The organism is Burkholderia sp. Ap-955 (assembly GCF_011753045.1).
GTDB lineage: Bacteria > Pseudomonadota > Gammaproteobacteria > Burkholderiales > Burkholderiaceae > Burkholderia > Burkholderia lata_D.
Genome location: NZ_VWWH01000001.1, coordinates 26,570 through 51,853 on the forward strand (window position 1 = coordinate 26,570; position 25,284 = coordinate 51,853).

Annotated in this window: 23 protein-coding genes; 5 read left to right on the forward strand and 18 right to left on the reverse strand. The window is 67.3% G+C overall.

Going from position 1 to position 25,284, the window contains the following annotated elements:
• Window positions 1-13: 13 nt before the first annotated feature.
• The 6 genes from F3J15_RS00135 to F3J15_RS00160 form a co-directional block, all read right to left on the reverse strand.
• Window positions 14-973, reverse strand: coding sequence for a glycosyltransferase family 2 protein (locus F3J15_RS00135; RefSeq protein ID WP_166886248.1), 960 nt, complete (start codon window positions 971-973; stop codon window positions 14-16).
• A 64-nt stretch (window positions 974-1,037) separates the two neighbouring features.
• Window positions 1,038-3,260: a polysaccharide biosynthesis tyrosine autokinase gene (locus F3J15_RS00140; RefSeq protein ID WP_166886251.1), complete on the reverse strand. Its 2,223-nt coding sequence runs from the start codon at window positions 3,258-3,260 to the stop codon at window positions 1,038-1,040.
• A gap of 50 nt (window positions 3,261-3,310) precedes the next feature.
• Window positions 3,311-4,489, reverse strand: coding sequence for a polysaccharide biosynthesis/export family protein (locus tag F3J15_RS00145; protein ID WP_069251045.1), 1,179 nt, complete (start codon window positions 4,487-4,489; stop codon window positions 3,311-3,313).
• On the reverse strand, window positions 4,483-4,926 hold the full coding sequence (locus F3J15_RS00150) for a low molecular weight protein-tyrosine-phosphatase (RefSeq protein ID WP_069251044.1): 444 nt from the start codon (window positions 4,924-4,926) through the stop codon (window positions 4,483-4,485). Before F3J15_RS00150 ends, F3J15_RS00145 begins: the two co-directional genes overlap by 7 nt.
• Before the next feature lie 30 nt (window positions 4,927-4,956).
• Window positions 4,957-6,369, reverse strand: a complete 1,413-nt coding sequence (locus F3J15_RS00155) for a UDP-glucose/GDP-mannose dehydrogenase family protein (RefSeq protein WP_069251043.1) — start codon at window positions 6,367-6,369, stop codon at window positions 4,957-4,959.
• 73 nt (window positions 6,370-6,442) lie between these two features.
• A complete protein-coding gene (locus F3J15_RS00160) occupies window positions 6,443-7,816 on the reverse strand; it encodes an undecaprenyl-phosphate glucose phosphotransferase (RefSeq protein WP_069252876.1) in 1,374 nt (457 codons plus the stop codon).
• Between the two features lie 428 nt (window positions 7,817-8,244).
• Here F3J15_RS00160 and F3J15_RS00165 point away from each other — a divergent pair, with 428 nt between their 5' ends.
• Complete coding sequence (locus F3J15_RS00165; protein ID WP_166886254.1) at window positions 8,245-9,771, forward strand: mannose-1-phosphate guanylyltransferase/mannose-6-phosphate isomerase; 1,527 nt, start codon at window positions 8,245-8,247, stop codon at window positions 9,769-9,771.
• Between the two features lie 123 nt (window positions 9,772-9,894).
• Here the strand turns inward: F3J15_RS00165 and F3J15_RS00170 are convergent, their stop codons facing one another.
• From F3J15_RS00170 to F3J15_RS00205, 8 genes are all read right to left on the reverse strand, one after another.
• The gene (locus F3J15_RS00170) at window positions 9,895-10,836 is read right to left on the reverse strand and encodes a transposase (protein WP_166886679.1); all 942 of its coding nucleotides are present in this window, start codon (window positions 10,834-10,836) and stop codon (window positions 9,895-9,897) included.
• A 734-nt stretch (window positions 10,837-11,570) separates the two neighbouring features.
• Window positions 11,571-12,152, reverse strand: coding sequence for a DUF3501 family protein (locus F3J15_RS00175; RefSeq protein WP_089486260.1), 582 nt, complete (start codon window positions 12,150-12,152; stop codon window positions 11,571-11,573).
• A gap of 31 nt (window positions 12,153-12,183) precedes the next feature.
• Window positions 12,184-13,521, reverse strand: a complete 1,338-nt coding sequence (locus F3J15_RS00180; RefSeq protein ID WP_166886257.1) for a heterodisulfide reductase-related iron-sulfur binding cluster — start codon at window positions 13,519-13,521, stop codon at window positions 12,184-12,186.
• A gap of 123 nt (window positions 13,522-13,644) precedes the next feature.
• Window positions 13,645-14,067: a rubrerythrin family protein gene (locus F3J15_RS00185; RefSeq protein ID WP_043177896.1), complete on the reverse strand. Its 423-nt coding sequence runs from the start codon at window positions 14,065-14,067 to the stop codon at window positions 13,645-13,647.
• A gap of 226 nt (window positions 14,068-14,293) precedes the next feature.
• Window positions 14,294-15,562 (reverse strand): DUF6596 domain-containing protein, encoded by a 1,269-nt coding sequence (locus F3J15_RS00190; RefSeq protein WP_089447311.1) that lies wholly within the window; start codon window positions 15,560-15,562, stop codon window positions 14,294-14,296.
• Complete coding sequence (locus F3J15_RS00195) at window positions 15,559-15,975, reverse strand: glyoxalase/bleomycin resistance/extradiol dioxygenase family protein (protein WP_089447310.1); 417 nt, start codon at window positions 15,973-15,975, stop codon at window positions 15,559-15,561. Before F3J15_RS00195 ends, F3J15_RS00190 begins: the two co-directional genes overlap by 4 nt.
• Before the next feature lie 42 nt (window positions 15,976-16,017).
• Window positions 16,018-16,437 (reverse strand): YciI family protein, encoded by a 420-nt coding sequence (locus F3J15_RS00200; RefSeq protein ID WP_166886260.1) that lies wholly within the window; start codon window positions 16,435-16,437, stop codon window positions 16,018-16,020.
• A gap of 125 nt (window positions 16,438-16,562) precedes the next feature.
• A complete protein-coding gene (locus F3J15_RS00205; RefSeq protein WP_069251035.1) occupies window positions 16,563-16,916 on the reverse strand; it encodes a YciI family protein in 354 nt (117 codons plus the stop codon).
• Between the two features lie 204 nt (window positions 16,917-17,120).
• On the opposite strand from F3J15_RS00205, the gene F3J15_RS00210 reads away from it, so the two are divergent.
• The 4 genes from F3J15_RS00210 (at window position 17,121) to F3J15_RS00225 (ending at window position 21,595) form a co-directional block, all read left to right on the forward strand.
• The gene (locus F3J15_RS00210) at window positions 17,121-18,986 is read left to right on the forward strand and encodes an ExeM/NucH family extracellular endonuclease (protein WP_166886263.1); all 1,866 of its coding nucleotides are present in this window, start codon (window positions 17,121-17,123) and stop codon (window positions 18,984-18,986) included.
• 284 nt (window positions 18,987-19,270) lie between these two features.
• Window positions 19,271-19,657 carry a DUF883 family protein gene (locus F3J15_RS00215; RefSeq protein ID WP_069251033.1) on the forward strand — a complete coding sequence of 129 codons (387 nt, stop codon included), beginning with the start codon at window positions 19,271-19,273 and terminating at the stop codon, window positions 19,655-19,657.
• A gap of 64 nt (window positions 19,658-19,721) precedes the next feature.
• Window positions 19,722-20,306, forward strand: a complete 585-nt coding sequence (locus tag F3J15_RS00220; protein WP_069251032.1) for a YSC84-related protein — start codon at window positions 19,722-19,724, stop codon at window positions 20,304-20,306.
• 236 nt (window positions 20,307-20,542) lie between these two features.
• A complete protein-coding gene (locus tag F3J15_RS00225) occupies window positions 20,543-21,595 on the forward strand; it encodes an AI-2E family transporter (RefSeq protein WP_069251031.1) in 1,053 nt (350 codons plus the stop codon).
• A 43-nt stretch (window positions 21,596-21,638) separates the two neighbouring features.
• Here F3J15_RS00225 and F3J15_RS00230 read toward each other — a convergent pair whose 3' ends face one another.
• The 4 genes from F3J15_RS00230 to F3J15_RS00245 form a co-directional block, all read right to left on the reverse strand.
• Complete coding sequence (locus F3J15_RS00230; RefSeq protein WP_166886266.1) at window positions 21,639-22,154, reverse strand: thioesterase; 516 nt, start codon at window positions 22,152-22,154, stop codon at window positions 21,639-21,641.
• Window positions 22,155-22,360: 206 nt separating this feature from the next.
• Entirely contained in the window at window positions 22,361-23,377 is a 1,017-nt protein-coding gene (locus F3J15_RS00235; RefSeq protein ID WP_166886269.1) for an NADP-dependent oxidoreductase, read from the reverse strand.
• Between the two features lie 37 nt (window positions 23,378-23,414).
• Window positions 23,415-24,203 (reverse strand): SDR family oxidoreductase, encoded by a 789-nt coding sequence (locus F3J15_RS00240; protein ID WP_069251028.1) that lies wholly within the window; start codon window positions 24,201-24,203, stop codon window positions 23,415-23,417.
• A gap of 486 nt (window positions 24,204-24,689) precedes the next feature.
• Window positions 24,690-25,280, reverse strand: coding sequence for a phosphatase PAP2 family protein (locus F3J15_RS00245; RefSeq protein ID WP_166886272.1), 591 nt, complete (start codon window positions 25,278-25,280; stop codon window positions 24,690-24,692).
• Window positions 25,281-25,284 lie beyond the last annotated feature (4 nt).

Genomic DNA, 25,284 nt, shown 5'->3' on the forward strand with positions numbered 1-25,284 from the left:
GCGCGCAGGCCGTTCAAGACGTCACCGGCGGCATCGCCGCACGATGGGGGGCAAGGTTCGCGCGGCGGGCATCGCGCGCACCGCGGCGCACCGCGCGCCAGTGCTCGCGGATCCGCTCGCGCTGCGCCGTATGCAGCGACAGCAGCACGTGCGCGAGGCCCGGGTAGACGCGCGTGCCGACCAGCGTCCACCACCACCACGCGAGCTCGCGCCGGACCGGCGGCAGATGCTCGCGCAGGATCAGGTGCATGTTGTACGCGCCGTTGCTGATCGCATTCAGCGACGCGGCATCGCGCCGGTCGTCGTCGAAGCGCTCGGCCGGGAAATGATCGACCGCGATCGCCGGGTCGTAGACGAGCTTCCAGCCGTCGCGCTGCACGCGCATGCTGAAACCCATGTCGTTGTGCACCTGCGCGCCGGCGCCGCGCAGCCGCGTGTCGAAGCGCAACCGCTCGATCGCGGCGCGGCGGTAGCTCATGTTCGCGCCTTTCAGCATGTCGACTTCGCGCAGGCCGCCGACGCCGAGATGATGGTTGCCGACGATCTTGCCGGACAGCGTGAGCTGGCCGACGCGTTCGCGCGATTCGTCGAGCACGCGGCCCTTCTCGTGCACCCAGTCGCGCCCGCCGACCGCGCCCACGCGCGGATCGGCCTCGAACACCGACTCGACGCGCGCGAGCCAGTCGGGATGCGGCGCCGCGTCGTCGTCGGTGATCGCGACGATGTCGCCGTTCGCCGAGTCGAGCCCCTTGTTCAGCGCGGCGACCTGGCCCGGCACCTCGACCGGCACGATGCGCAGCGGCAGCGCGCCGCCGACCGCCGGATCGGCGAGCCGTTCGTGCGTGGCATCATCCTCCGGGCGCGCGACGACGATCACCTCGTCGGGCAGCCGATGCTGCCGCTGCAGCGCCAGCAGGCAGCGCGCGAGGTCGGCGGGACGCCGATAGGTCGGAACGAGCACGGAAATTTTCATCGTTGATTCTCCTGTCGGCCGGGCGGGCAACACGCGCTGCCCGCCCGGTTACGTGCGATGCGGATCAGGCGCTCAGGTATTCATGCACGGCCGCATAGCCGCGGCCGTAGCCGCGCACCGGCGGCACGCCGTTGAAGATCCCGCCTTCCAGATCGACACCCGCGGTGCGCAGGCGCTTGATCGCGTCGGCGATCTCGCCTTCGGTATGCATGCCCGAGCGCAGCACGAGGAACGTCGAGCCGGCCATGCGGCCGATGATGGTCGCGTCGGTCACCGCCAGCACCGGCGGCGAATCGATCAGCACGACGTCGTAGCGCTTGCCGAGCCCTTCGAGGTATTGCGGCAGGCGCGTCGACATCAGCAGCTCCGACGGGTTCGGCGGGCGCGTGCCGGCCGAGATGAACGACAGGCCCTGCACCGGCGTCTCGCGCACGGCGTCCTCGAGCGCCGACTGGTCGCTCAGCAGCTCGGACAGGCCAGGCTGCGAGGTGAGACCGAAATAGCGGTCGAGCAGGCCGCGGCGCATGTCGGCGTCGATCAGCAGCACGCGCTTGCCCGAATGCGCGAGCAGCACCGCGAGGTTGACCGTCAGGAAGCTCTTGCCGATGCCGGGCGTCGGGCCGGTCAGCACGATCACGCGGTTCTTCGCGTCCATCATCGCGAACTGCATCGCGGTGCGCAGGCTGCGCAGGCTCTCGACGCTGAGATCCTTCGGACGCAGGCTCGCGAGGATCGGCCGCGCGCGGCCGCCGCCCTTCTCGGCCGCGGCGTCGAGCTTCACCTGCTCGGCGCTTTGCGGCACCAGCCCGTACAGCGGCAGGTTGAACGTGCGCTCGATGCGATCGGGATCCTCGATGCCCTGGAACAGGTTGCGGCGCAGGAACACGATGCCCGTGCCGAGGATGAGCCCGAGGAACACGGCAGCCGACAGGATCAGCACCTTCTTCGGCTTGACCGGGTCGCCCGGACGCAGCGCCGAATCGATGAGGTGGATGTTGCCGCCCGTGCCGGCCTTCTGCACCGACAGCTCCTGCACGCGGTTCAGCAGCAGCACGTAGATGTCCTCGGCGACCTTCGCGTCGCGCTGCAGCTGGACGGCCTTCACCTCGGTGGCCGGCAGGCTGCGGAAGCGGTTGCTGAACTTGTCCTTCTCGCCCTGCAGCTCCGCGAGCTGCTGCTTCGCGGCGATCACCATCGGGTGCGAATCGGTGAAGCGCTGCGCGAGCGACGCGAGCTGCAGGCGCTGCGCGGCGATCTGCTGCTCGTACTGCACGCTGCCCTCGAGGTAGACCTTCGCCTCGTCGCTCGCGTTGATCGAGCCCGACGTGCGCTGGTACTGCGTCAGCGCGGCTTCCGCGCGTTCGAGGTCGGCCTTCAGGCGCGGCTCCTCGCCCTTCAGGAAGTCGAGCATCTTGGTCGCTTCGGCCTGCTTCGCGACCACGTGCTGGTTCAGGTACGAGTGAGCAAGTGCGTTCGCGATCGCGGCGGTCTGGTCCGGGTCCTTGCCTTCGAGCGAGATCTGCACGACGCCCGTCTGCTTGCCCTGCTCGGTCACCTGGATGCCGGTCTGGAAGCCGCTGATCGCGTCGAGATCGTTGTAGCGGACCACCGTGAACTGCGTGCCGGGGCGCGCGACGAGCTTCGACACGAGCAGCGTCACGCCGCCGCCTTGCGCCGATTCGCCGACATGGCCCGACAGCAGCCGCATGCCGTTCTGGTCGACGATCGAATAGGTGCCGTTCGGGCCTGCCGTCAGCGTCAGCTTCTTGCCTTCGAGCGCGGGCACGACGTTGATCGAATCGACGTCGGCCACTTCACCGCCCCATGCGTACGACTTCAGGCCGAGCCACGGCCGCGCCGGTTCGCCCGGCGTCGCGATGCGCGCGGCGAGGCTGCCGATCACCGGCAGCGTCTTCGGCACGACCGAGAAATTCAGCTTGAACTGCTCGACCACCGGCGCGACCACGCCGCGGCTCTTGATGATCTCGATTTCCGCGTCGGTCGGCGCCTGCTGCGGGCCGCTGTTGATCATCGCGCCCGTCTGCGTCTGCGTGAGCGCCTGCGACGTGTTGTCGTTGCCCTCGACCCGCACGTGCACGTCGGCCTGGTAGACCGGCTTCGCGATATAGCAGTAGAGGCCGGCGAGCGCGACGACCGTGACCGCGATGCCGAGCAGCAGCCAGATGTCGTCCATGATCACCTGGAGCAGCTGGCCGAGGACGACGTCCTCTTCCTCGGTTTTCACGGACAGATCCGCGTAGGAGTGTTTCGCTTGCGTGTTCACCATTCGTTCCCGCTTGAGTGGTGCCGGGGCGGAGGCGCCGCCCCGGCGGGCTATCAGCGCGTGATTTGCCGCATGTAGAAGATCGTCTGGATCGTCGGCAGCACCTGCTGCAGCACACGGTTGAACTGCACCGAGCTGGCCGTGCTGACGTAGACGACGTCGAGCGGTTGAAGCGGGAAGCGGCTCGACAGCATCAGCGCATCCGGCTGCGTCATGTCGAGGCGGAACACTTCAGGCTTCGTCGGGTTGTCGCGCATCCCGCGCATCACGTAGATCTTGCGCGGGTTCGCGTCGGTGTCGAGGATGCCGCCGCCCGCGGTCAGCGCGTCGGCGATGGTCAACTTGCCCTTGAGCATCGGCACCGTGACCGGCGTCTTGACCTCGCCCATGATGAATACGCGGCTGTCGCTGCGGTCCGGCACGTTGACGATGTCGCCCGGCTGCAGCATCACGTTCTGCTTCACCTCGCCGCGATCGAGCACGCCGTTCGCGTCGAGCGTGTAGAGCTTGCCGTCGCGCGTCAGGCGCACGCGCTGCAGGTCGGCCTCGTTGGTCGAGCCGCCCGAGCGCGAGATCGCGTCGACGAGCGTCAGCGGCACGTCGCTCACGGCGAGCGGGCCCGGCTGCTTCACCTCGCCCGTCACCTGCACCTTCTGGCTGCGGAACGACAGCACGCGCACGTCGAGCTGCGGATTCTTCACGTAGCGCGACAGCGTGGTGGCCATCTGCTCGCGGATCTGCGCGACCGTCTTGCCGGCCACCTTGATGCGGCCGACGAACGGGAAGAAGATCGTGCCGTCCGAGGCCACCGTCTGGCCGTACGGATCGGCCTGGCCCGGCAGCGCGGTCGTATACGGCTGCTGCAACGCACCCGCGACCGACTGCGTCGTGTTGCCGCCGCTCGAGAACGACTGGCCCTGCGGCGTCGTCAGCTCGGGGTGGTCCCACACGGTGACGCCGAGGATGTCCTGCGGGCCGACGCGGTACACGTACTCCGACGGATCGGTATAACGTCCGGGCGGCAGCGGATGGTCCACCTGCGCTTTCTGCAGCTGGTCCATCACCACTTTGGCGTCGATGTAATGAACCGGATAGGTTTCGGCCGCTTGCTGCCGGCCTTCGTCCTTCAGGTTCGACGAGTCGAGGTAGTTGCCGGGCGCGGTTGCACAGGCTGACAGGAAAGTCGTCAGCGCGACGGCAAGCGCCACCGGGCGCATCGGGCGTTTCAGCATAGTTTCTGTAGCCATCCTTGAACCAGACGTTCGATCAGTGAGTAGCTCTCGCGGTAATCGGCCTCGGGGCCGCCGTGCGGATCGGCAATCTCGGCCCCTTCCCACTTGCCGAGCAGGTGGACCTTGCCGCGCGCGAACGGATCGACCGATTCGACGGCCTTGATCTGTTCGCGCTCGCTGACGAGAATCAGGTCGGCGTCGCGCACGATCCGGCGCGACAGCCGCCGCGAGCGGTGGGTCGTCGCATCGACGCCCCGCTCGGCGAGCAGCTGACGCATCATCGGATCGATGCCGTCGCCGTCGTTCGCATGCACGCCCGCCGAGTGGAACGTCGGGCGCGGGCCGCCGCGCGACGCGGCGTGCGACTTGAACAGCATTTCCGCTGCCGGGCTGCGGCAGACGTTCGCGTGGCAGACGATCAGGATGTTCCGGAACATGGCGTCTCGTAACGAGTGACGGGAAACGGGTTACGCGCTCGCGGGCGCGGTGCCCGGCACACGGGCGGCGACGGCCTGGCGCGAGCCCGGCCGGCCGATCGGGTGGTATTCGATGCCTTGCTCGCTCATCGTCTCCGGCTCGTACAGGTTGCGGCCATCGAAGATCACCGGCGATTTCCACAGGCGGCCGAGCGCGACGAAATCAGGGCTCTTGAAGATCTTCCATTCGGTGACGATCACGAGCGCGTCGGCATCGCGCGCAGCCTGCGCCTCGTCGTCGACGAAGCTCAGGCGCTCGAGCCAGCTCGGGTGATCGGCGAGATCGAGCGCGATCACGCGGCGCGCTTCCTCCTGCGCGACCGGGTCGTACGCGGCGATGCGCGCCCCGCGCGACAGCAGCTCGGCGATCAGCTCGCGGCTCGGCGCTTCGCGCATGTCGTCGGTGTTCGGCTTGAACGCGAGGCCCCAGATGGCGAACGTGCGGCCGGTCAGGTCCTCGCCGAAGCGCGCGACGATCTTCTCGGCGAGCACGCGCTTTTGCGTGGCATTGACCGACGACACCGCCTTCAGGATCTGCAGTGCCTGCCCGTGCTCGTCGGCCGTGCGGATCAGCGCCTCGACGTCCTTCGGGAAGCACGAGCCGCCGTAGCCGCAGCCGGCGTACAGGAAGTGATAGCCGATGCGCGGATCGGAGCCGATCCCGCGGCGCACGGCCTCGATGTCCGCGCCGAAGCGGTCGGCGAGGTTCGCCAGCTCGTTCATGAACGAGATGCGGGTCGCGAGCATCGCGTTAGCCGCGTATTTCGTGAACTCGGCCGAACGCACGTCCATATACAGCGTGCGTTCGTGGTTGCGGTTGAACGGCGCGTAGAGCTTCTTCATCAGCTCGCGGGCGCGCTCGCCCGGCACGTCGTCGTCGCAGCCGATCACGATGCGATCCGGCCGCGTGAAATCGTCGACCGCCGCGCCTTCCTTCAGGAATTCCGGATTCGACACGACCGAGAACATCTGGTCGCCGCCGCGCTTCGCGAGTTCTTCCGCCACCGCCGCGCGCACGCGCTCGGCCGTGCCGACCGGCACCGTCGACTTGTCGACGATCACCTTGAAGCCCGTCATGTAGCGGCCGATGTTGCGCGCGGCTGCAAGCACGTATTGCAGGTCGGCCGACCCGTCCTCGTCGGGCGGCGTGCCGACCGCGATGAACTGCACGTCGCCGTGCGCGACCGCGGCCTCGATATCGGTCGAGAATCGCAGGCGGCCCGCCGAGCGGTTGCGCGCGATCACTTCCTTGAGGCCCGGCTCGTGGATCGGCACGCCGCCGTTGTTCAGGATGTCGATCTTTGCCTGGTCGACGTCGAGACAGAACACGTCGTGCCCGATGTCGGCCAGACATGCGCCGGTGACGAGCCCTACGTAACCGCTGCCGATGATAGTCAGATTCATGATGTGTCGGACCCCTTGACCAATGATTCGAAATTCGTAAAACCGGAATGCCTGCGTGGCGCGATCTCGGTGCTCAGTACGCGTTGCTGCCGGTGAAGCCTTTCCAGAGCGTCAGCACGACGATCTTGATGTCGAGCCAGAACGACCAGTTCTGCATGTAGTACAGGTCGAGCTTCACGCGGCCCATCATCTTCTCGATCTGGTCGGTCTCGCCGCGAAAGCCGTTGATCTGCGCCCACCCGGTGATGCCCGGTTTGATCCGGTAGCGGAACATGTAGCCCTTGACCAGATCCTTGTAGATGTCGTCGTGCGCGAGCGCATGCGGGCGCGGGCCGACGACCGACATCTCGCCCTTCAGCACGTTGATGAACTGCGGCAGCTCGTCGAGGCTCGTGCGGCGCAGGAACCGGCCGACCGGCGTCACGCGCGAATCGTTCTTCTTCGCCTGCGTGACCTGCCCCGCCACTTCCTCGTGCACCTTCATCGAGCGGAACTTGTAGATCTCGAACTCGTGCCCGTCGATGCCCTTGCGCTTCTGGCGGAAGAACACGGGCCCGCGCGACGTCAGCTTGATCAGGCACGCGATCACCAGCATCACCGGTGCGAGGCCCGTGAGCGCCACCAGCGCGAACGCCCGGTCGAACACGAACTTCGGCAGGATCCGCACGTCGGTGATCGGCGACGCCGCGAGGTTGATCGCCGGCACGCCGAGCACCTCGACCACTTCCTGGTTGAAGAACGACAGCGTGCGCACGTCCGGGATGAAGCGGATATTCACGAAGTCGTGGCGGAACACCGTCACGATCTGGTGAATCCGGCGCTCTTCCGTGATCGGCAGCGTGAGCCACAGCTCGCTGATCGCGCGGCTGCGCACCAGCCACACCAGCGATTCGAACTGCCGCTCGATGCGCACGTCGTCGAGCGCGACTTCGCCCGGCGCTTCGCTTTCGTCGTACACGCACACCGGGTTGAAACCGGCTTCCGGCCGCGCCCGCATCTGGGCGATCAGCCGCCGCGCCGCCGGCGTCCCGCCGACGATCGCGACCGCCTTCAGGTTGTAGCCGCCGCGGCGCAGTTGCCGCAGCACGACGTGCACGCAGGCCTTCGAGCCGGCGAGCAGCGCCATCGTCACGAGCGCCCAGTAACCCAGCCACAGCCGCGACAGGTCGCCCGACTGATGAAAGCTGAAGCTCAGCAGGATGCCCGCGAGCTCGACCACCAGCCACGCGAACGCGACCCGCCCCACCAGCCCGACGAGACGCTTGCCGCGCCACGACTGGTAAATGCCGAAGGCGGGAAAGCACACGACGACGAGCAGGCAATCGAACAGCATCATCGTGCGCTGCAGGTCGTTGAGCCAGATGCTGCCACCGTGCAGCGCGGCGGCGATCAGCGCCCCCGTCACGACCATCGCGATATCGATGACTCTCGCCAGCACGCTCAACATGTCTGCTTCCTCTTTGAACAGGCGTTTGCCGAACAGCTCCTTGTGCGACCCGTGCCGCACATTCGATTCAAACGTTGCATGACGTTATTGAAGCGGTAAGAAATTTTCGCCTCAAGCGTACAAGTATTTCGAAAAATAATCGGAAATTATTGCCGCTAAGTTTTTGAATTAATTCGGCACGTTTTCCCGAAACGCCCGGAAACCGGGAATATTTCGGAAGCTTTACGATTTCCGCTCACCCTTTGCGGGCGGTCAAGGCCAGCCGATCCATCGATTTATTTTTTATTTTTTTATTTGCGTCGGATGCCGGCGCGGAAAATTCTTCCCGATGAATGCGTGGCGAATATCCGGCAATGGACCCGGTTTTATTGTCGATTTACTTCATGCTACAACGACAGGCATTGACTTCAACCGTGGAGAGTGTCCTCATGAATGCTCCGGCCGTGGCTGCCGAAACGCGCCATTCTTCTTCCACCGCGCCCGCCGCCGGCACGCGCGTCGCCGTGCAACCGGTGATCCTCGCCGGCGGGTCCGGCACGCGCCTGTGGCCGATGTCGCGCGAACGTTTTCCGAAACAGCTGATCGGCCTGCTCGGCGAACATTCGCTGCTGCAATCCACCGCGCTGCGCCTCGACGGCCTGACGGCCGACCATCCGCTGAACGACGACGTGCTGATCGTATGCGGCGAGGATCACCGCTTCACCACGGCCGAACAGCTGCGCCTGACCGGTAAATCGGCGTCGATCATGCTCGAGCCGATCGGCCGCGACACCGCGCCCGCGCTGACGCTCGCCGCGTTTCGGCTGGTCGCCGGCGGCAACGATGCGGTGATGACCGTGATGCCGGCCGACCATGCGGTCGCCGACCTGCCGCGCTTCCATGCGGCCGTCGCGGCCGGCGTGCACTGCGCGATGCAAGGCAAGATCGCGACGATGGGCATCGTGCCGAAGCACGCGGAAACCGGCTACGGCTACATCCGCGTCGGCGCGCCGCTCGGCGACGCCGCCACGGGCAAACTCGACGTGCGCCGCCTCGACCGTTTCGTCGAGAAACCGCATCTCGAACTCGCTCAGCAGTACGTCGCATCGGGCGAATACTGGTGGAACAGCGGCATCTTCATCGTTCGCGCCTCGGTCTGGCTGAAGGCGATCCGCCAGCTCGAACCGGCAATCTACGCGGCCTGCGAACAGGCCGTCGCCCAGGGCAAGGCCGATGGCGATTTCTTCCGCATCGATCGCGAAGCGTTCGCCGCGTCGCCGTCGAACTCGATCGACTATGCGGTGATGGAGCCGCTCGCGAACCTGCCGCAACTGTGCGAAAGCGTCGTCGTACCGCTCGACGCGGGCTGGTCGGACGTCGGCTCGTGGGACGCGATCTGGCAGATCTCGCCGAAGGACGACGCCGAGAACGTCGGCCGCGGCCACGTGCTGTTCGAAGGCGCGGAATCGACGTTCGCGCATTCGGAAAGCCGGCTCGTTGCCTGCGTCGGCACGCAGAACCTCGTCGTCGTCGAAACGCCGGACGCCGTGCTCGTCGCGGACAAGTCGCGCGTGCAGGACGTGAAGAAAATCGTTGGGCGCATCAAGGCGCAACGCGGCGCGGAAGCGACCGATCACCGCAAGGTGCATCGTCCGTGGGGCCACTACGACTCGGTCGACACCGGCGAGCGCTTCCAGGTGAAACGCATCGTCGTGAAGCCGGGCGCGCAATTGTCGCTGCAGATGCACCACCACCGCGCCGAGCACTGGATCGTCGTGCGCGGCACCGCGCGCATCACGCGCGGCGACGAAACGTTCCTGCTGTCCGAAAACGAATCAACGTACATTCCGCTCGGCGTGTCGCACCGCCTGGAGAACCCGGGCAAGATGCCGCTCGAGCTGATCGAAGTGCAGTCGGGCGCGTATCTCGGTGAGGACGACATCGTCCGCTTCGACGATACCTACGGCCGGCAGTAACGCACGTGCACAGGGAGGCGCCGCTTCGACAGCGGCGCCCCGGGCAACGCAGGCATGGAAAGACGAGACTTCCGCGCGGGCGTCGTGGCACACGACGGCCCGCGCGTTTCAGCGGGTCGGCGATCAGCCGACGCGGTACCCGTACTCGCGGCGCTCCGGCTGCACCGGATCGTTGCGGCTTTCGGACAGCGCGCCCGCATGGCGCTCGGCGATGAAGCGCTGGATGTCCGACTCGGCACGCGCAAGCGCGGACAGGCCGGCCAGCACCTCGCCTTGCGGCTCGCGCGCCGGTTCGTCGCTCGCGCCATGGCGATCGATCCACTGGCGCGCCCAGTCGAGCGCGAACTGCTCGGCTTCCTCGGCATCGGTGAAGCGCGGGCCGATCAGGCCCGAGCGTTCGACACGCCGGTCGTCCTGCGTAATCTCGGCCCACGCGCGATACATCAGGTTCTGCACGGGCTGCGCGATGCCGCAGATCGTATAGCCGCGATATCTGTCGACTTGCGGTTCGGCCGCGGCGAAGCTCGCCGACGACGCATGCGCATGGCGCAGCGCCGTCGACGAAGCACCGGGCACCGCGAACGACACGGCCGACGGATCGACGACTTCGTCGACCGGCCGCGCGCTCATCGACGCGCCCTCGCCCTCCCAAACGTTTGCCTGAGCGACCGGCAATTGCCACGACTCAGGGTTCTGCCAGAACACGCCGCGCAAGCGATCGTTATCGGGCACGGGCTCGGCACGGCGCGCGGGCACGACCGGCACCGGTGGCGGCGGGATATACGCGAACGTGCGCCCGCTGAACTGCGTCAGCACGTCGATCATCTTCAGCAGCGTGCCGGACGCGAGCCACTCCTCGTAGCGGCGACGGCACGTCGGCCCGGACGGATAGCGGCCGGGCAGCTTCGACCAGGCTTCACCGGTCGTCAGGATCCAGAGCACCGCGTTGGCAACGACGCGCGGTTCGGCTCGTGGACGCCCACGGCGGTTCAGCCGGATGGGTTCATCGGCGATCAGCGTTGAAAGACGAAACCACTCTTCATCGGTAAGCTCATCGAAGAACATAGTAGATCTCTCCACGCAGCCAGGCCGGGGCTGCGATTGGCGGCGCCGTCGCGACACATCGCGTCGCGGGGCGGCCAGGTTGCACATTATGTTTATCCGGTGTTGTGCATGCCGGTTCGGCACCGCACTTTCACGGTGCCGACATTCCCGGCAATGACGCACAAATCACGGTCTCACTCCAATGTGGGAATTTTTGTGCACGAAGCATACCATCCCTAGGGTTTATCTCAATATGACAATGACTTAATGTTACGCACTGAAACAACCTGCCACGGATGAGTAATGTATTTACGCTTGAATTTTTTTGCGGGATCTTTATGCCCGTCGCTGCAAAGGCCCGCCTGGCGGGGCTCTGAAGCGTATGAAGCAGGCCTTTTCATGGGCATTTTCGGGCTGTTCCGACCCCTGCCGGCAACAATCCCGCGCATTGCTGCCGGACATCGGTAAATCAGGGAAAAAAGCGTAACAAGATATTCACGAATCGGTAAATCATTCAAATTCGACCGATTTTAATTATCTCCGTGCACAATCTTTTAATTGTTTCTCTGCGAGTGATGAAAGCACTGTGACGTGTGATGCACATCTTTCGCCACGCGCAAACTCGTGACGTCTGTTACATCTTCGGGGCGGCGGGCGGGCGATCGCGCCGCCGCGGGGGCGGTCATTGCGTTTCGGGTCGGAACGGAAAAAGGGAAACCGGTGGGCAGGCGGTGCCGGACGTTGCAGCGGACGCGTCAGCGCAGATCGACGGCCAGCGACGCGGTCACGTCCGCATCCACGCGCTGCGGCGGCATCGTGTAGGCCGGGTGATCGCAACCGATCGACAGCGCCGCCCCGCCCCTGAGCGCCGCGCGCATCGGCGCGTCGAGCTCGAAGCGCACGAAGTGCACGGCCGACGTCTTCTCGGCGTTGTCGCGGTCGAGATCCTCGTCTGCGATCGCGTAGACGCGCGCGTGCCCGTCGACCTGCAGGTACACGCGATCCTCGACACCGATCAGTCGCGCGAGCGCCGCGCGCCGTTCGATCTCGTGCTCGTACTCGATCTGCATCGTCGCCTTCAGGTTCGTGCCGTCGGGCACGAGCGGCAGATACGCGTCCAGCTCCCCTTCGATGCCCGCCTGGTCGAAGATCTTCTCGATGTGCAGCATCTCCTGGATCTGATAGCGGATCGTCGTTTCGTCCTCGAACAGGAAGCGCAGGTGGTTGCCTAGCGCCACCGCGCGGCGGCGCTTGTACGCGACGAGCCGCGCGTGTTCGGCCTTGCGGATCTTCGCGTACGCCTCGAGCGTCAGCAGGGAATCGCGGGTCAACGTCATGGGAGGTCCTCGTGGGTCGGCCGGCGGCGGCTCAGATGCCGTACGCGCGGCGCAGCAGCGTAAGCGGATGCGCGAGCGGCGCGGACGGCAGCCCCTTGTCGTCGATGCCCTGCACGATGTGATGGCCGGCCAGCGCGCAGTCCGACGACACGACATCCGGCTGCGGCTCGGCCATCGCCTTGAACACGGGCCCGCCGATCCGCATCGCGTCCGCGTGAAATCCCTTCTTCACGCCGAACGTGCCCGCATGGCCCGAGCAGCGCTCGACGACGTTCACGCGCGTGTCGGGCACGAGCGACAGCGCGTCGGCCGTCTTGCGGCCGATGTTCTGCACGCGCGCATGGCACGGCACGTGATACGACACGGTGCCGAGGCCGGTCTTGAAATCGGTCTTCAGCAGTCCGTCGCGATGCCGCGCGATCACGTATTCGAACGGATCCCAGAACGCTTCGGCCACCGCGCGCACCGCTTCGTCGCCGGGGAACATCAGCGGCAGCTCGCTCTTGTACATCAGCACGCAGCTCGGGATCGCGCCGATCAGCGCATAGCCTTCGCGCGCATAGCGTTCGAGCACGGGCAGGTTCACGTCCTTCTTCGCGGCCACGCCGGCGAGATTGCCCTGCTCGAGCAGCGGCATCCCGCAGCAGGCTTCGCGCGTGACGAGTTCGTACGGGATCTCGTTGTGCGCGAGGATCGCGAGCAGGTCGTGGCCGATGCCGGGCTCGTTGAAATTCACGTAGCAGGTTGCATAGATCGCGACCTTGCCGGGCGTGCGTTCGCCGTCGCGCACGGGCAAGCCGTCCGACGGCTTCGCCGTGCGCCGGAACTTGCGCGGCGCGAATTCCGGCAGCCATGCGTTGCGATCGACGCCGAGCGTCGCTTCGAGCGCATGGCGCGCGGGCGGCGTGCGGTTCACCGCGTTCACCGCCTGCGTGACGATCGGAATGCCGGCGAAGTGGCCCAGCGCGTCGGTGTTCGACAGCACCTTGTCGCGCAGCGTCGCTTCGCCGCGCTTGTAGCGCGCGGCCTTGCCGCGCAGCATCAGGTGCGGAAAGTCGACGTTCCATGCGTGCGGCGGCACGTACGGGCATTTCGTCATGTAGCAGAGGTCGCACAGGTAGCACTGGTCGACGACCTTGCCGAATGCCGCCTTCGGCACCTCCTCGATATCGCCCATCGGCGTGTCGTCGACCAGATCGAACAGCGTCGGAAACGCGCCGCACAACGACACGCAGCGCCGGCACCCGGCGCAGATGTCGAACACGCGCGTCATTTCCGCATCGATCGCGGCCTGGTCGTAGAACGCATCGGACTGCCAGTCGAGCGGATGCCGGGTCGGGGCTTCGAGACTGCCTTCCTTGTGGGGCATGGGGCGCTCCATCCAGCGTGGCGCGCATGCGCGCCAGCGCCGCCCGCGCGATGCGGGCAGCGATGAACGAACAGGCGGCCGCTTGCCGGTCGCACGGCCTGCCGTGCGGCCCGCGGCGGCCCGTCAGTCGACGAGACTGTCCAGCGCCTTCGTGTAGCGGTTCGCGTGGCTGCGTTCAGCCTTCGCGAGCGTCTCGAACCAGTTCGCGATTTCGTCGAAGCCTTCGTCGCGCGCCGCCTTCGCCATGCCCGGATACATGTCGGTGTATTCGTGCGTTTCGCCGGCGATCGCCGATTCGAGATTCTGCCGCGACGAACCGAACGGCAAGCCCGTGGCCGGATCGCCGACGGCTTCCAGGTATTCGAGGTGGCCGTGCGCATGGCCGGTTTCGCCTTCGGCGGTCGAGCGGAACAGCGCGGCGATGTCGTTCTGGCCTTCGACGTCAGCCTTCGAAGCGAAATACAGATAACGCCGGTTCGCCTGCGATTCGCCCGCGAATGCGGCCTTCAGGTTCTCTTCGGTTTTGCTGCCCTTGAGTTGAGCCATTTGCGCCTCCGTTCGAGTCGGCGCGGCCGCGTGCGACGCCGGGCCGATCAGGTATGTGGGGAACGATGCGTGTGCCGAGGCGCGCGCATCGTGCTCTTCAATCTAGGCGCTCGCGTTCGCATCCCCCAATAGGCTTTTTCAATCCGGGCGATAGTGCTTGGCGGGACGTGGGGCGCTGCCGGCGCGTACGGTGCACGGTGCGCGGCATTCGCGCGTGCTGCGTGGGTCACGCGTCCATCGCGCGCCTGAGCAGCAATTCGCGTTCACGTTCGTTGCGCGTCAGTTCCGCCGCGCGGCGGAACTCGGCCTTCGCCTCGTCGGCACGGCCCAGCTTCGCCAGCAGGTCGCCGCGCACGCTCGGCAACCAGTGATAGCGCACGAGCGCGGGATCGTCACGCAGCGCGTCGACGAGTTCGAGCGCCGCAGCCGGCCCGAACGCCATCCCGACGGCCACCGCGCGATTCAGCTCGACGACGGGCGACGGTGCGACTTCGGCGAGCGCGTCATACAGCGCGACGATCTGCGCCCAGTCCGTATCCGACGCCTGCCGCGCGCGCGCATGGCAGGCCGCCAGCGCGGCCTGCAGCGCATACGGCCCGCGCACGCCACCGAGCTTCGTCGCGCGTTCGAGCGCCGCGAGGCCGCGCCGGATCAGCAGCGGATCCCAGCGGCTGCGGTCCTGGTCGAGCAGCAGCACGGGCCGGCCCTGCGCGTCGGTGCGCGCATGCATGCGCGACGCCTGCAGCTCCATCAGCGCGACGAGCCCGAGCACCTCGCTCTCGTCCGGCGCCAGCCCGGCCAGCACGCGGCCGAGCCGCAACGCCTCGTCGCACAGCGCCGGGCGCGTCCAGTCGTCGCCCGAGGTCGCCGCATGGCCTTCGTTGAACACGAGATAGATCACCTCGAGCACCGACGCGAGCCGCGCGGGCCGTGCATCGGCGGCCGGCACCTCGAACGGCACGTGCGCCGCCGCGAGCGTGCGCTTCGCGCGCACGATCCGTTGCGCGATCGTCGGCTCGGGCGTCAGGAACGCGCGCGCGATCTCGCTTGTCGTCAGCCCGCCGAGCAGCCGCAGCGTGAGCGCGACGCGCGCATCGGTCGACAGCACCGGATGGCACGACGTGAAGATCAGCCGCAGCAGGTCGTCGCCGATGTCGTCGTCGCGCGCGTCGGCGAGCGCCTCCGCGATGTCGGGGACGACATGCGCTTCGAGCGCGTCCATCTCGTGGCCGAGCTGGTCGCGCTTCGCCGCGTGGAGCGACTCCTGCCGGACACGATCGAGTGCGCGACGCTTCACGGCCGTCATCAGCCATGCGGCCGGGTTGTCGGGCACGCCGTCGACGGGCCAGTGCTCGAGCGCCGCGACGAGCGTGTCCTGCGCCAGTTCCTCGGCCACGCCGACGTCGCGCACCACGCGCGCGGCGCGCGCGATGATCTTGGGCGCCTCGATCCGCCAGACCGCTTCGATCGCACGGTGAGTCGCCTCACGCGTCACGACGCCTGCCCCTCGGCGGACGCGTCCAGCGGCATGGCCATCAGCTCCCATGCATGGCCGTCCGGATCGTCGAACCCGTGGCCGTACATGTTCGGGTACTCGCGCGGCGCCTGCGGCGCGGACCCGCCGGCCGCCAGCGCCTTCGCGACGATCGCGTCGACCTCGGCGCGGCTGTCGCATGACAGGCACGACAGGACCTGCACCTGCGTTGCCGGATCGATGATGGTTTTGCCGGTGAACGTCTGGAAGAACGGCCGCACGAGCAGCATCGCGAAGATCGTGTCGCTGATCTTGATGCAGGCGGCCTGGTCGTTGGTATAGGCCGGCACGACCTCGAAGCCAAGCGCCTGGTAGAACGCCTTCGAGCGCGGCAGGTCGGCCACGGGCAGGTTGATGAAGACCATCTTGTGCATGTCGGATACTCCCGGTGAGGTTGGATTCAGGTGGGCAATCAATCAGGCGCCGGTACGGCCGACGTGGAGTTCGCGGAACCGCTCGACCGCGTCGCTCGGCGTGAGGTCGTCGAGCTCGAACAGCGGCCGCACCTCGATCTCGCAATCCATCTCGGCGCCGAATGGCGCGGGAAACCGGCGCGTCCATTCGAGTGCTTCGTCGCGCGAACGCACCTGGATCAGCGTATAGCCGGCAATCAGTTCCTTCGTTTCGGCGAACGGGCCGTCGACCACGGTGCCCTTGCCGCCCGCGTAGCGCACGCGCCAGCCGCTCGCGCTCGGCCGCAGCCCGTTCGCGTCGAGCAGCACGCCGGCCTTGGCCAGTTCCTCGTGATAGACGGTCATGGCTTCGACCAGCCGGTTGTCCGGCAACGCGTCGGACTCGCTGACGGCGTTCGCCCGGATCATGATCATGAATCGCATCGTTCACTCCTTGTCGTCGGTGGAAGGCAGCGCCCATTCATCGGCGCCTTATCCGGACGACGGCCGGACGACCGCCGGATCGACATATTCCGCGACATATCAGGGTAAATACCGAGTCTCGACCTTCACAGGAAGCACGGGCCGACCGCCCGCACCTCGACCGTGCACCATTGCGCGGCCGGGCACTGGCGCGCGATCTCGATCGCTTCCTCGCGCGTGTCGACGTCGACGATGAAGAAGCCGCCGACCATCTCCTTCGCCTCCGCGAACGGGCCGTCGAGCAGGCGCGTCTCGCCGTCGCGCACCTGCACGCGCGTCCCGCGCTCGGAGCGCTCCAGCGACTCGACGCCGCGCAGCACGCCGCGCGCCTTCAGCGTCTCGGCGAAATCGACCATCCGCGCGTACAGCGCCTGACCTTCGTCCAGTGTGCGTTCGGCGCGCTGCTCGGTCGGCTCGACAATCAACAGCATGTAAGACATGGATTTCTCCTGTGGGAACGGGGCGTGGCGGCGTTCGCTGCGCGATCGGGATGCGCCGGCCGATGCAAAAGCGTAGCAGCCGCCGTGCGGCTTGCATCGTCGGCCGATCGGCAACTGGCCGGACGGCCAATTCGGCCGCTTCCTGACATTTTGCCGTCAAGATGCCTTCCCGAACCGTCGGATTTTCTTCCTGTGGACCGCCCCATGTCACGCCTGCTTGTGCCGCTTGCCGTTGCACCGTTCATCGCCCTCGCCGCGCTCGCCGCCCTCTGTGCCCGGCCGGCCATGGCCGCGCCGCCGGTGAGTGCCGGCTGCGGCGGCGCAACCACGCCGATTGCCGACTTTCGCGGCGCCGGCGGCCCGTCGCCGCTGGCCGGGCAAACGACCTCGATCGAAGCGGTCGTCACCGCGGCGTTCGGCGGCGCCGACGGCCTCGGCGGCTTCTTCGTCCAGCAAGCCGACGCGCAGCGACGGCACCGGCCGGGCGTCCCGGAAGGCGTGTTCGTGTACGCGCCGAACGCACGCGCGAAGGCCGGCGATCTCGTGCATCTCACGGGCCGCGTCGACGAGCGCTACGGCCGGACGCAATTCACGCTGTCGGGCGGCGTAACCGTCTGCGCCCGCGGGCAAAAGGTCACGCCTGCCACGCTCACGCTGCCGGTCGCCACCCAGGCGGTGCTGGCCGCGCTTGAAGGCATGCGGGTGCGCCTGCCACAGACACTGACGGTCAGCGATACCCACGAACTCGGCCGCTACGGCAGCGTCGTCCTCAGCAACGGCCGGCTGCGCATCCCGACCCACGTCGCACCGCCGGCCGAGGCCGCCGCGATCGCGACCGCCAACGCACGCAACCGTATCGTGCTCGACGACGGCTCGACCCGCCGCGATCCCGCGACCGTGCGCTATCCGCCGCCCGCGCTGAGTGCCGCCAACACGCTGCGCGCGGGCTACACGGTACGCGGCGTCGAAGGCGTGCTCGAACTGCGCTACGGCGCATGGCGGCTGCAACCGGTGGCCGGTGCGGCGCCGGTGTTCGATGCCGCCGCGAACCCGCGCACCGAGGCGCCGGCCCGGCACCCGGATGCCGACCTGCGCATCGTGTCGTTCAACGTATTCAATTATTTCAACGGCGACGGGCGTGGCGGCGGATTCGATGCCCCGGCCAACCGCGGCGCGAAAACGCCCGCCGCGTTCGCGCGGCAGGAGGCGAAGATCGTCGCGGCGTTGCGCGCGCTGAATGCCGACGTGATCGGGCTGATGGAAATCGCGAACAACGGCCACGGTGAAACAAGCGCCGTACGCCGTCTCGCCGCGCAACTTGGCGACGGCTGGCGCGCCGTCGAGCCCGGCACCGCGCGCCTCGGCCGCGATGCGATCGCAGTCGCGCTGCTGTACGACAGCCGCACCGTCGAGCCGGCCGGGCGCGCCATGACCGTCGCACTCGGCGGCCGGCATCGCCCGCCGCTCGCGCAGACATTCCGGCGCATCGGCGGCACGCGCGCCTTCACGGTCGCTGTCAATCACCTGAAATCGAAGAACTGCCCGAACGCGACCGGCGCCGATCGCGACCAGTCGGACGGCCAGGGCTGCTGGAATGCGGCGCGCACGCGAGCCGCCGCGCGCGTCGCCGACTGGCTCGCCGCGTCGCCGACCGGCACCCCGGCCGATGGCGTACTGCTGATCGGCGACCTGAACAGCTACGCGAAGGAAGACCCGGTGCGCGCGCTCGAGTCGCGCGGCTACGAGAACCTGGTGCCCCGCTTCGTCGGCGATGCTGCGTACAGCTACGTATTTCGCGGCGAAGCGGGCAGCCTCGACCACGCGCTGGCCACGCCGGCGCTCGCCGCGCGTGTGAGGGCCGTACACGTCTGGCACATCAACGCCGACGAACCGGTCGCCCTGCAACCCGTGCCTGATTACAAAACGTCCGCGCAACGGTCGATTTATTACGCACCCGACGCGTACCGGTCATCGGATCACGATCCCGTCGTGATCGACGTCGCGCTTGGCGATGGCGGCACGTCGGCACCCCCGGGCACGAACCGTGCTCGTCGACTAAGCGTCGATTAGTGCATTTGCATCAGCACAATGCCTGCAACGGCACTATTTACCTGATGGCGCTGGCGACGCGATATTTACCGCACTTTCACCGCGTACCGCAGCCCGGTACGCCGCTTCGCCCGGAATGCGAATTTTTTCAATCGCCGCGCCGCCCCGTGCGGCGGGGCTGTGCGGAAATCCTGCCGACGAATTGAAAATTTGTCTCGAAACAAAATCGGGCCAAGTGAATCACACAGGTTGCTGGGATTCGCCGTATCTTCAAATTTGCCTTGAATCGAAGGAGGATAAACACCATGGCGCTCACCGACTCGATCGAACACAAGCTGGACCGCGGCCTGTCCGACATTCGTCGCACGGGCCGGCGCGTGGGGCGCACGACGCGCTCGGCCGCCCGCGACCTGCATGCCGACGTCACCGACGATCTGCGCGGGCTGGTCGACGAACTGGAAGATCTGCTGAAAAACGATGGCGACGGCGATATCGCCGCGCTGCGCAAGCGCGTGCAATCCAGGCTCGATGAAGCGCGCAGCGCGCTCGACCATGCATCGGGCAGCGCGGCCGCCCGGCTGCGCGAATCGGCCGAACGCGTGTCGCAGGTCGTGCAAGACAACCCGTGGCAAACCGCCGGCGTCGTCGCCGGCCTCGCGTTCGTTGCGGGCCTGCTCCTTGCCCGCCGTTGACCGGAGCCGGCCGCCGCGCGCCCGCCCCGTCCGTCCTCAATCAGACAAACGAAGGAGAAACGCCATGCAGAAGACCTTTGCCATGAAAGCCGCCGCCGCCGTCCTGCTCGGCAGCCTCGCGCTCGCCGGTTGCACGACCACCCCGGACAAACCGGAAGGCGCCGCGGCCAGTGCGTCGAAGCGCCAGTCGATCGACGCTAGCGTCAACGCGACGCTGTCGCGCCTCTATTCGACGGTGCCGGGTTCGCGTGAACTCGTCGCGAAATCGCGCGGCGTGCTCGTGTTCCCGAACGTGCTGCAAGCCGGCTTCATCGTCGGCGGCCAGTCCGGCAACGGCGCGCTGCGCGTCGGCGGCAGCACGGTCGGCTACTACAACACGTCGTCGCTGTCGGTCGGCCTGCAGGCCGGCGCACAGTCGAAGGCGATCGTGTTCCTGTTCATGACGCAGGATGCGCTCGACTCGTTCCGCAAGTCCGAAGGCTGGTCCGCGGGCGCCGACGCCTCGGTCGCGGTCGTGAAGGTCGGCGCGAACGGCGCGGTCGACTCCAACACCGCCACCGCCCCGGTCGAGGTGCTGGTCCTGACCAACGCGGGCCTGATGGGCGACCTGTCGGTGAACGGCACCAAGGTCACGAAGCTCAACATCTGACGATGCGGCACGCGGCGTCGCGCCGCGTTTGCTTCCCGGCAGCGCCGCGGCCCCGGCCGCGGCGTTTTCGCATGTGCCGCGCGCAGCGGCTATGATGGCGGCGCCTTTGCGGGCATACTCCGCTTCGGGCCGCCCTGCGTCGCATTTCGCCGCGAACCCGTGACGATCGAGAACCGATCGCGCGCGGGGCAACGAGATTCAATCAAACCACGCATCAATCTGCGCGAACGTCATCCATGGAAAGCGGACACGACCACCAAAAATTCTTCTATTTCCTGCTCGCCGCGGTCACCGTCGGACTCTGCTGGATCCTCGCGCCGTTTTCCGGAGCCGTGTTCTGGGGCACCATTCTCGCGATCCTGTTCCAGCCCGTGCAGCGCTGGCTCGCCGCGCGCTTCGGCAAGCGGCGCAACCTCGCCGCACTCGTGACGCTGTCGCTGATCGTCCTGATCGTGATCCTGCCGCTCGTGTTCGTCACGGCCACGCTCGTGCAGGAAATCGCGTACGTGTACCAGGAGCTCAAGGACGCCCAGCCGAACTATTCGCAGTATTTCCACGACATCATTCACGCGCTGCCGAGGTCGATCCAGAACCTGCTGCAGAAATACGGGCTGACCAACATCCCGGGCATCCAGAAGAAGCTGACCGACGGCGCCGCGCAAATCAGCCAGTTCGCGGCCACCCAGGCGCTCAGCATCGGCCAGAACACGTTCCAGTTCGTCGTGAGCTTCGGCGTGATGCTGTACATGGTGTTCTTCCTGCTGCGCGACGGCGGCGAGATCGGCCGCCGCGTGCGCCGCGCGCTGCCGCTCGACGAGGAGCACAAGAACCTGCTGCTCGCGAAGTTCACGACCGTCGTGCGCGCAACGGTGAAGGGCAACATCGCGGTCGCGCTCGTGCAGGGCGCGCTCGGCGGGCTGATCTTCTGGATCCTCGGGATCGAGGGCGTGGTGCTGTGGGGCGCGCTGATGGCGTTCCTGTCGCTGCTGCCCGCGATCGGCGCGAGCCTCGTATGGGTGCCGGCCGCGCTCTACTTCCTGATGATCGGCGCGGTCTGGAAGTGCGTGATCCTCGTCGCATTCTGCGTGGGCGTGATCGGCCTCGTCGACAACCTGCTGCGCCCGATCCTCGTCGGCAAGGACACGAAGATGCCCGACTGGGTCGTGCTGATTTCGACGCTCGGCGGGATGGCGCTGTTCGGCATCAACGGCTTCGTGATCGGGCCGCTCGTCGCCGCGCTGTTCATGGCGAGCTGGGACATCTACGCGCGCTCCGAACAAGGCGAATGACGCATCGTGTGGCCGCGTGCCACGCACCTGCCAGCACGCGCCGTCACGGATGGCGAATGCGGATCACGACGGGCGCCTCGGCGCCCGTTTCTTCATCCGCCGCCAGCGTCATCACGCCGCCATACGGGCCCACGCGATACGTGCGGCCCGATACCAGCGGCACGCTTCGATCGTCGTGCGCATCGCGCCACGTTGCACGCACACGCGAAGCGACATCGGGCGAGAACGGCGCACCGTCGGGCCCGACCAGCGCCACATGGGCGCCCGGCAAACGCCGGCCATGGGCATCGAACCGCAGCGTTGCCGCCGTCCCGCCGTTCGCCACCGCTCGTCCTTCGACCACCACGCCCGAGCGCGCGTCGAGCGTCACGTCGTAGAGATCGACGAGCGCACCCGCGAACCGCACGATGCCGTCCGACGCGACATGCCCGGCCGCCACCGCATTCGACATCGCGAACGCCACGCCCAGCCCGATCGCGGTCTTCCGCACGGCACCGGCCCACCGCACCGTTCGATTGCGCATCGCCACCGATGCCGCCCGCTTCGCGTCGTTTCGCATGTTCCCTCTCCTCTGCCGTGACCAGAAAAAAAGGCGGCGTGACGCGTCGGTCACGCCGCCTGTCTGCTGGCAATCACTTTAGGGAGAGACGTCCGGACAAGATATGGGACTAGTCCGAAACTAAAGCCCGGTCGTTCGAACGCACCGCGTTCGACACCCGCTCGCAACAGCGTATGAACGGCGTCGCACGCTGCGCCGCGGGCCGGTCACGCGCTGGGATCGACGCGCAGCACGAGCTTGCCGCGATGGTCGCCGTCGAACAAGCGATTCAGCACGTCGGGCGCGTTTTCGAGACCGTCCGCAACCGTCTCCTCGGCCTTGAGCCGGCCGTCGCGCAACCAGCCCGCGAGCGTCTGCACGGCTTCACGGCTCTTGCGATAGTCGAGGATCAGGAAGCCGCGCATCGTCAGCCGCTTCGAGATCAGCACGCCGACGTCGTCCGCCGCGCGCCCGCTGTTGTAGTTCGAGATCACGCCGCACAGCGCGACGCGCCCGCCGATCACCATCCGCGACAGCACCGCGCGCATCACCTCGCCGCCGACATTTTCGAAGTTCACGTGCACGCCGTCCGGCGTCGCCGCCTTCAGTTGCTGACGGAAATCGTCGGCCTTGTAGTCGACGGCCGCGTCGAAACCGAGCGTCTCGGTCAGGTAGCGGCACTTGTCCGCGCCGCCCGCGATGCCGACCACGCGTGCGCCGTGGATCTTGCCGATCTGCCCCGCGATCGAGCCGACCGAGCCGGCCGCCGCCGATACCACGAGCGTCTCGCCCGGCTGCACCGGCGCGATGTCCGTCAGCCCGTAGTACGCGGTCAGCCCGCTCATTCCGCACGCGCCGAGCAGCGTCGGCAGCGGCAGGCCCGACTCCGCGGGCAGCTTCACGAGCTGCGCGGCCTGGTCGGCCGGCACGACCGCGTAGTCCTGCCAGCCGACGAGCCCCTGCACGAGATCGCCTTCCGCGAACCCCGCATGACGCGACGCCACCACGCGCCCGATGCCGAGCGCGCGCATCACCTCGCCGATCGCGACGGGCGGCAGGTACTGCGGGACGTCGCTCATCCACACGCGGTTGGTCGGGTCCATCGACAGGTACAGCACGCGCACGAGCACCTCACCGTCGGCAAGCGCCGGCACCGGTGTCTCGACGAGCGAAAAGTGTTCGCGGCCGACCCGCCCTTCCGGGCGCGTCTTCAGCAGCAGTTGGCGGTTCACGGGTGTGGACACGATGTTCTCCTCCGGTCGTAGTTGTTCGGGATGCGCGTCAGACCGCGCACATGCCGCCGTCGATCACGAGTTCGGCGGCCGTCACGAAGCGGCTCTCGTCGGACGCGAGATACACGGCCGCATGCGCGACGTCGTCCGGCTCGCCGAGCCGGCGCAGCGGAATGCCGCGCGCGAGCTTGCGCGTCGCGTCGCGTTCGCCGAGCGACTGGAACAGCGGCTCGACGATCCCCGTGCGGATGAACGCCGGGTGAATCGAGTTGCAGCGCACGTCGATCTCGCGGCGCGCGCAGTCGATCGCGACCGACTTCGTCAGCGACGCGACCGCCGCCTTCGACGCGTTGTACGCGGTGAAATCCGGCTCGACCTTGAACGCGGCGACCGACGAGATGTTGATGATCGATGCGGGATGGCTTTCGGCCAGATACGACAGCGCATGCTTGCAGCCGAGCACGATGCTCTCGACGTTGATTGCCATCACGCGCCGCCATTCGTCCAGCTCGATCTGCGCGGGCGAGCCGATCGAACCGACGCCCGCGTTGTTGACGAGCACCGACAGCCCGCCCATCGCATCGACCGCCTGCGCGAGCAGCGCCTGCCAGCGCGCTTCGTCGCGCACGTCCTGCGTCGCGGCGAACGCGACCGGCGTCGCGTGGCCCGCGTTGAGCTCCTGCGCGAACGCGTCGAGCACCGCCGCGTCGGCGATGTCGGTCACGAACACGCGTGCGCCCTGCTCGACCATCCGGCGCGCGATCGCGCGGCCGAGGCCGCCCGCGGCGCCCGTGATGTATGCGCACTTGCCGGCAAGGCGCGGAGAAACGATTGTCATGTGGCCTGCTCCTGTCTTGAATCGTCGTCGCGGAACGCTGACGCGACGGGGTGTCCCGTGCTTTCCGCGCCTTCAGGGCCGCTGCCGGTCGACGTGCACCGGTGGCCGGTACGCCGACATGACGACGCGCCGCACGGTTTCCGCGAGTATATCGAGATGAACCTGACGCGTGCCGGACGCGCCGGGCAGCCTGCCCCGGTTGAACGACAGCCAGCGTACGCGAATGCCGCCAATCGATGAAATGAATAATCGTTATGCCCGGTCATAGGTGCTGCTCATGACCTTCGCGTGTCGGCGCGCAGGTACGGGCCGGCTGCACCCGCGGATCATGCAGACCGGCCGGGTCGTTGATTCAGGGAATGACGAAGCGCGGCGTTCCGCGCAGACGCGAAAGCAGTCGGGAAGAGGAACGGTGTGGAATCGTGCAACCGCCGGGCGAATGCCGGCGGCAAGAAAGCGGCGCCGGGGCGCCGCGACCGGCTACCGTCAGAATCCGTCGCCCGACGGCGCGTGCACGAACGCGCAGAGTTGCGGCGAATGGGTGTCGATCATCTGCTGGAACGGCGCACGGTGCCCGTACGCGATGCCCGACACGAGCAGCAGGCAGACGGCCGCGACGCGCGGCGAGAATGCACGCTGCCGCGCGCTGTCGTAGCCGCGCAGGAACACCAGCGCGACCAGCGCGCCGAGCATCCAGCCGACGATCACTTCCGGAACGGTGTGCGAATGATCGAACACGCGCGCGACGGCCGTGACCGCGCCGACGGCCAGCCCGGCCGCGATGCCGGGCGCCTTGCCCGGCCGGAACGCCTGCCACAGCATCGACAGCGCGACGGTCCATACGGACGTCGACAGCATCGTATGGCCGCTGATCACGCGGAAATCGAATTGCGGCAGCTCGATGCCGCACCCGGCATACAGGATCTTGGTGGCGCCGACGAGGCCCATGCCTGCGGCGAGCAGCACGCCCCAGCGGACGGCGAGGCGCCAGTCGGTCAGCGCGAGCCACGCCGCGCATGTCAGCGCGATCGGCAAGGTCAGCGCGGCATCGCCGATGTTGCTGATTTCACTCCACATAACG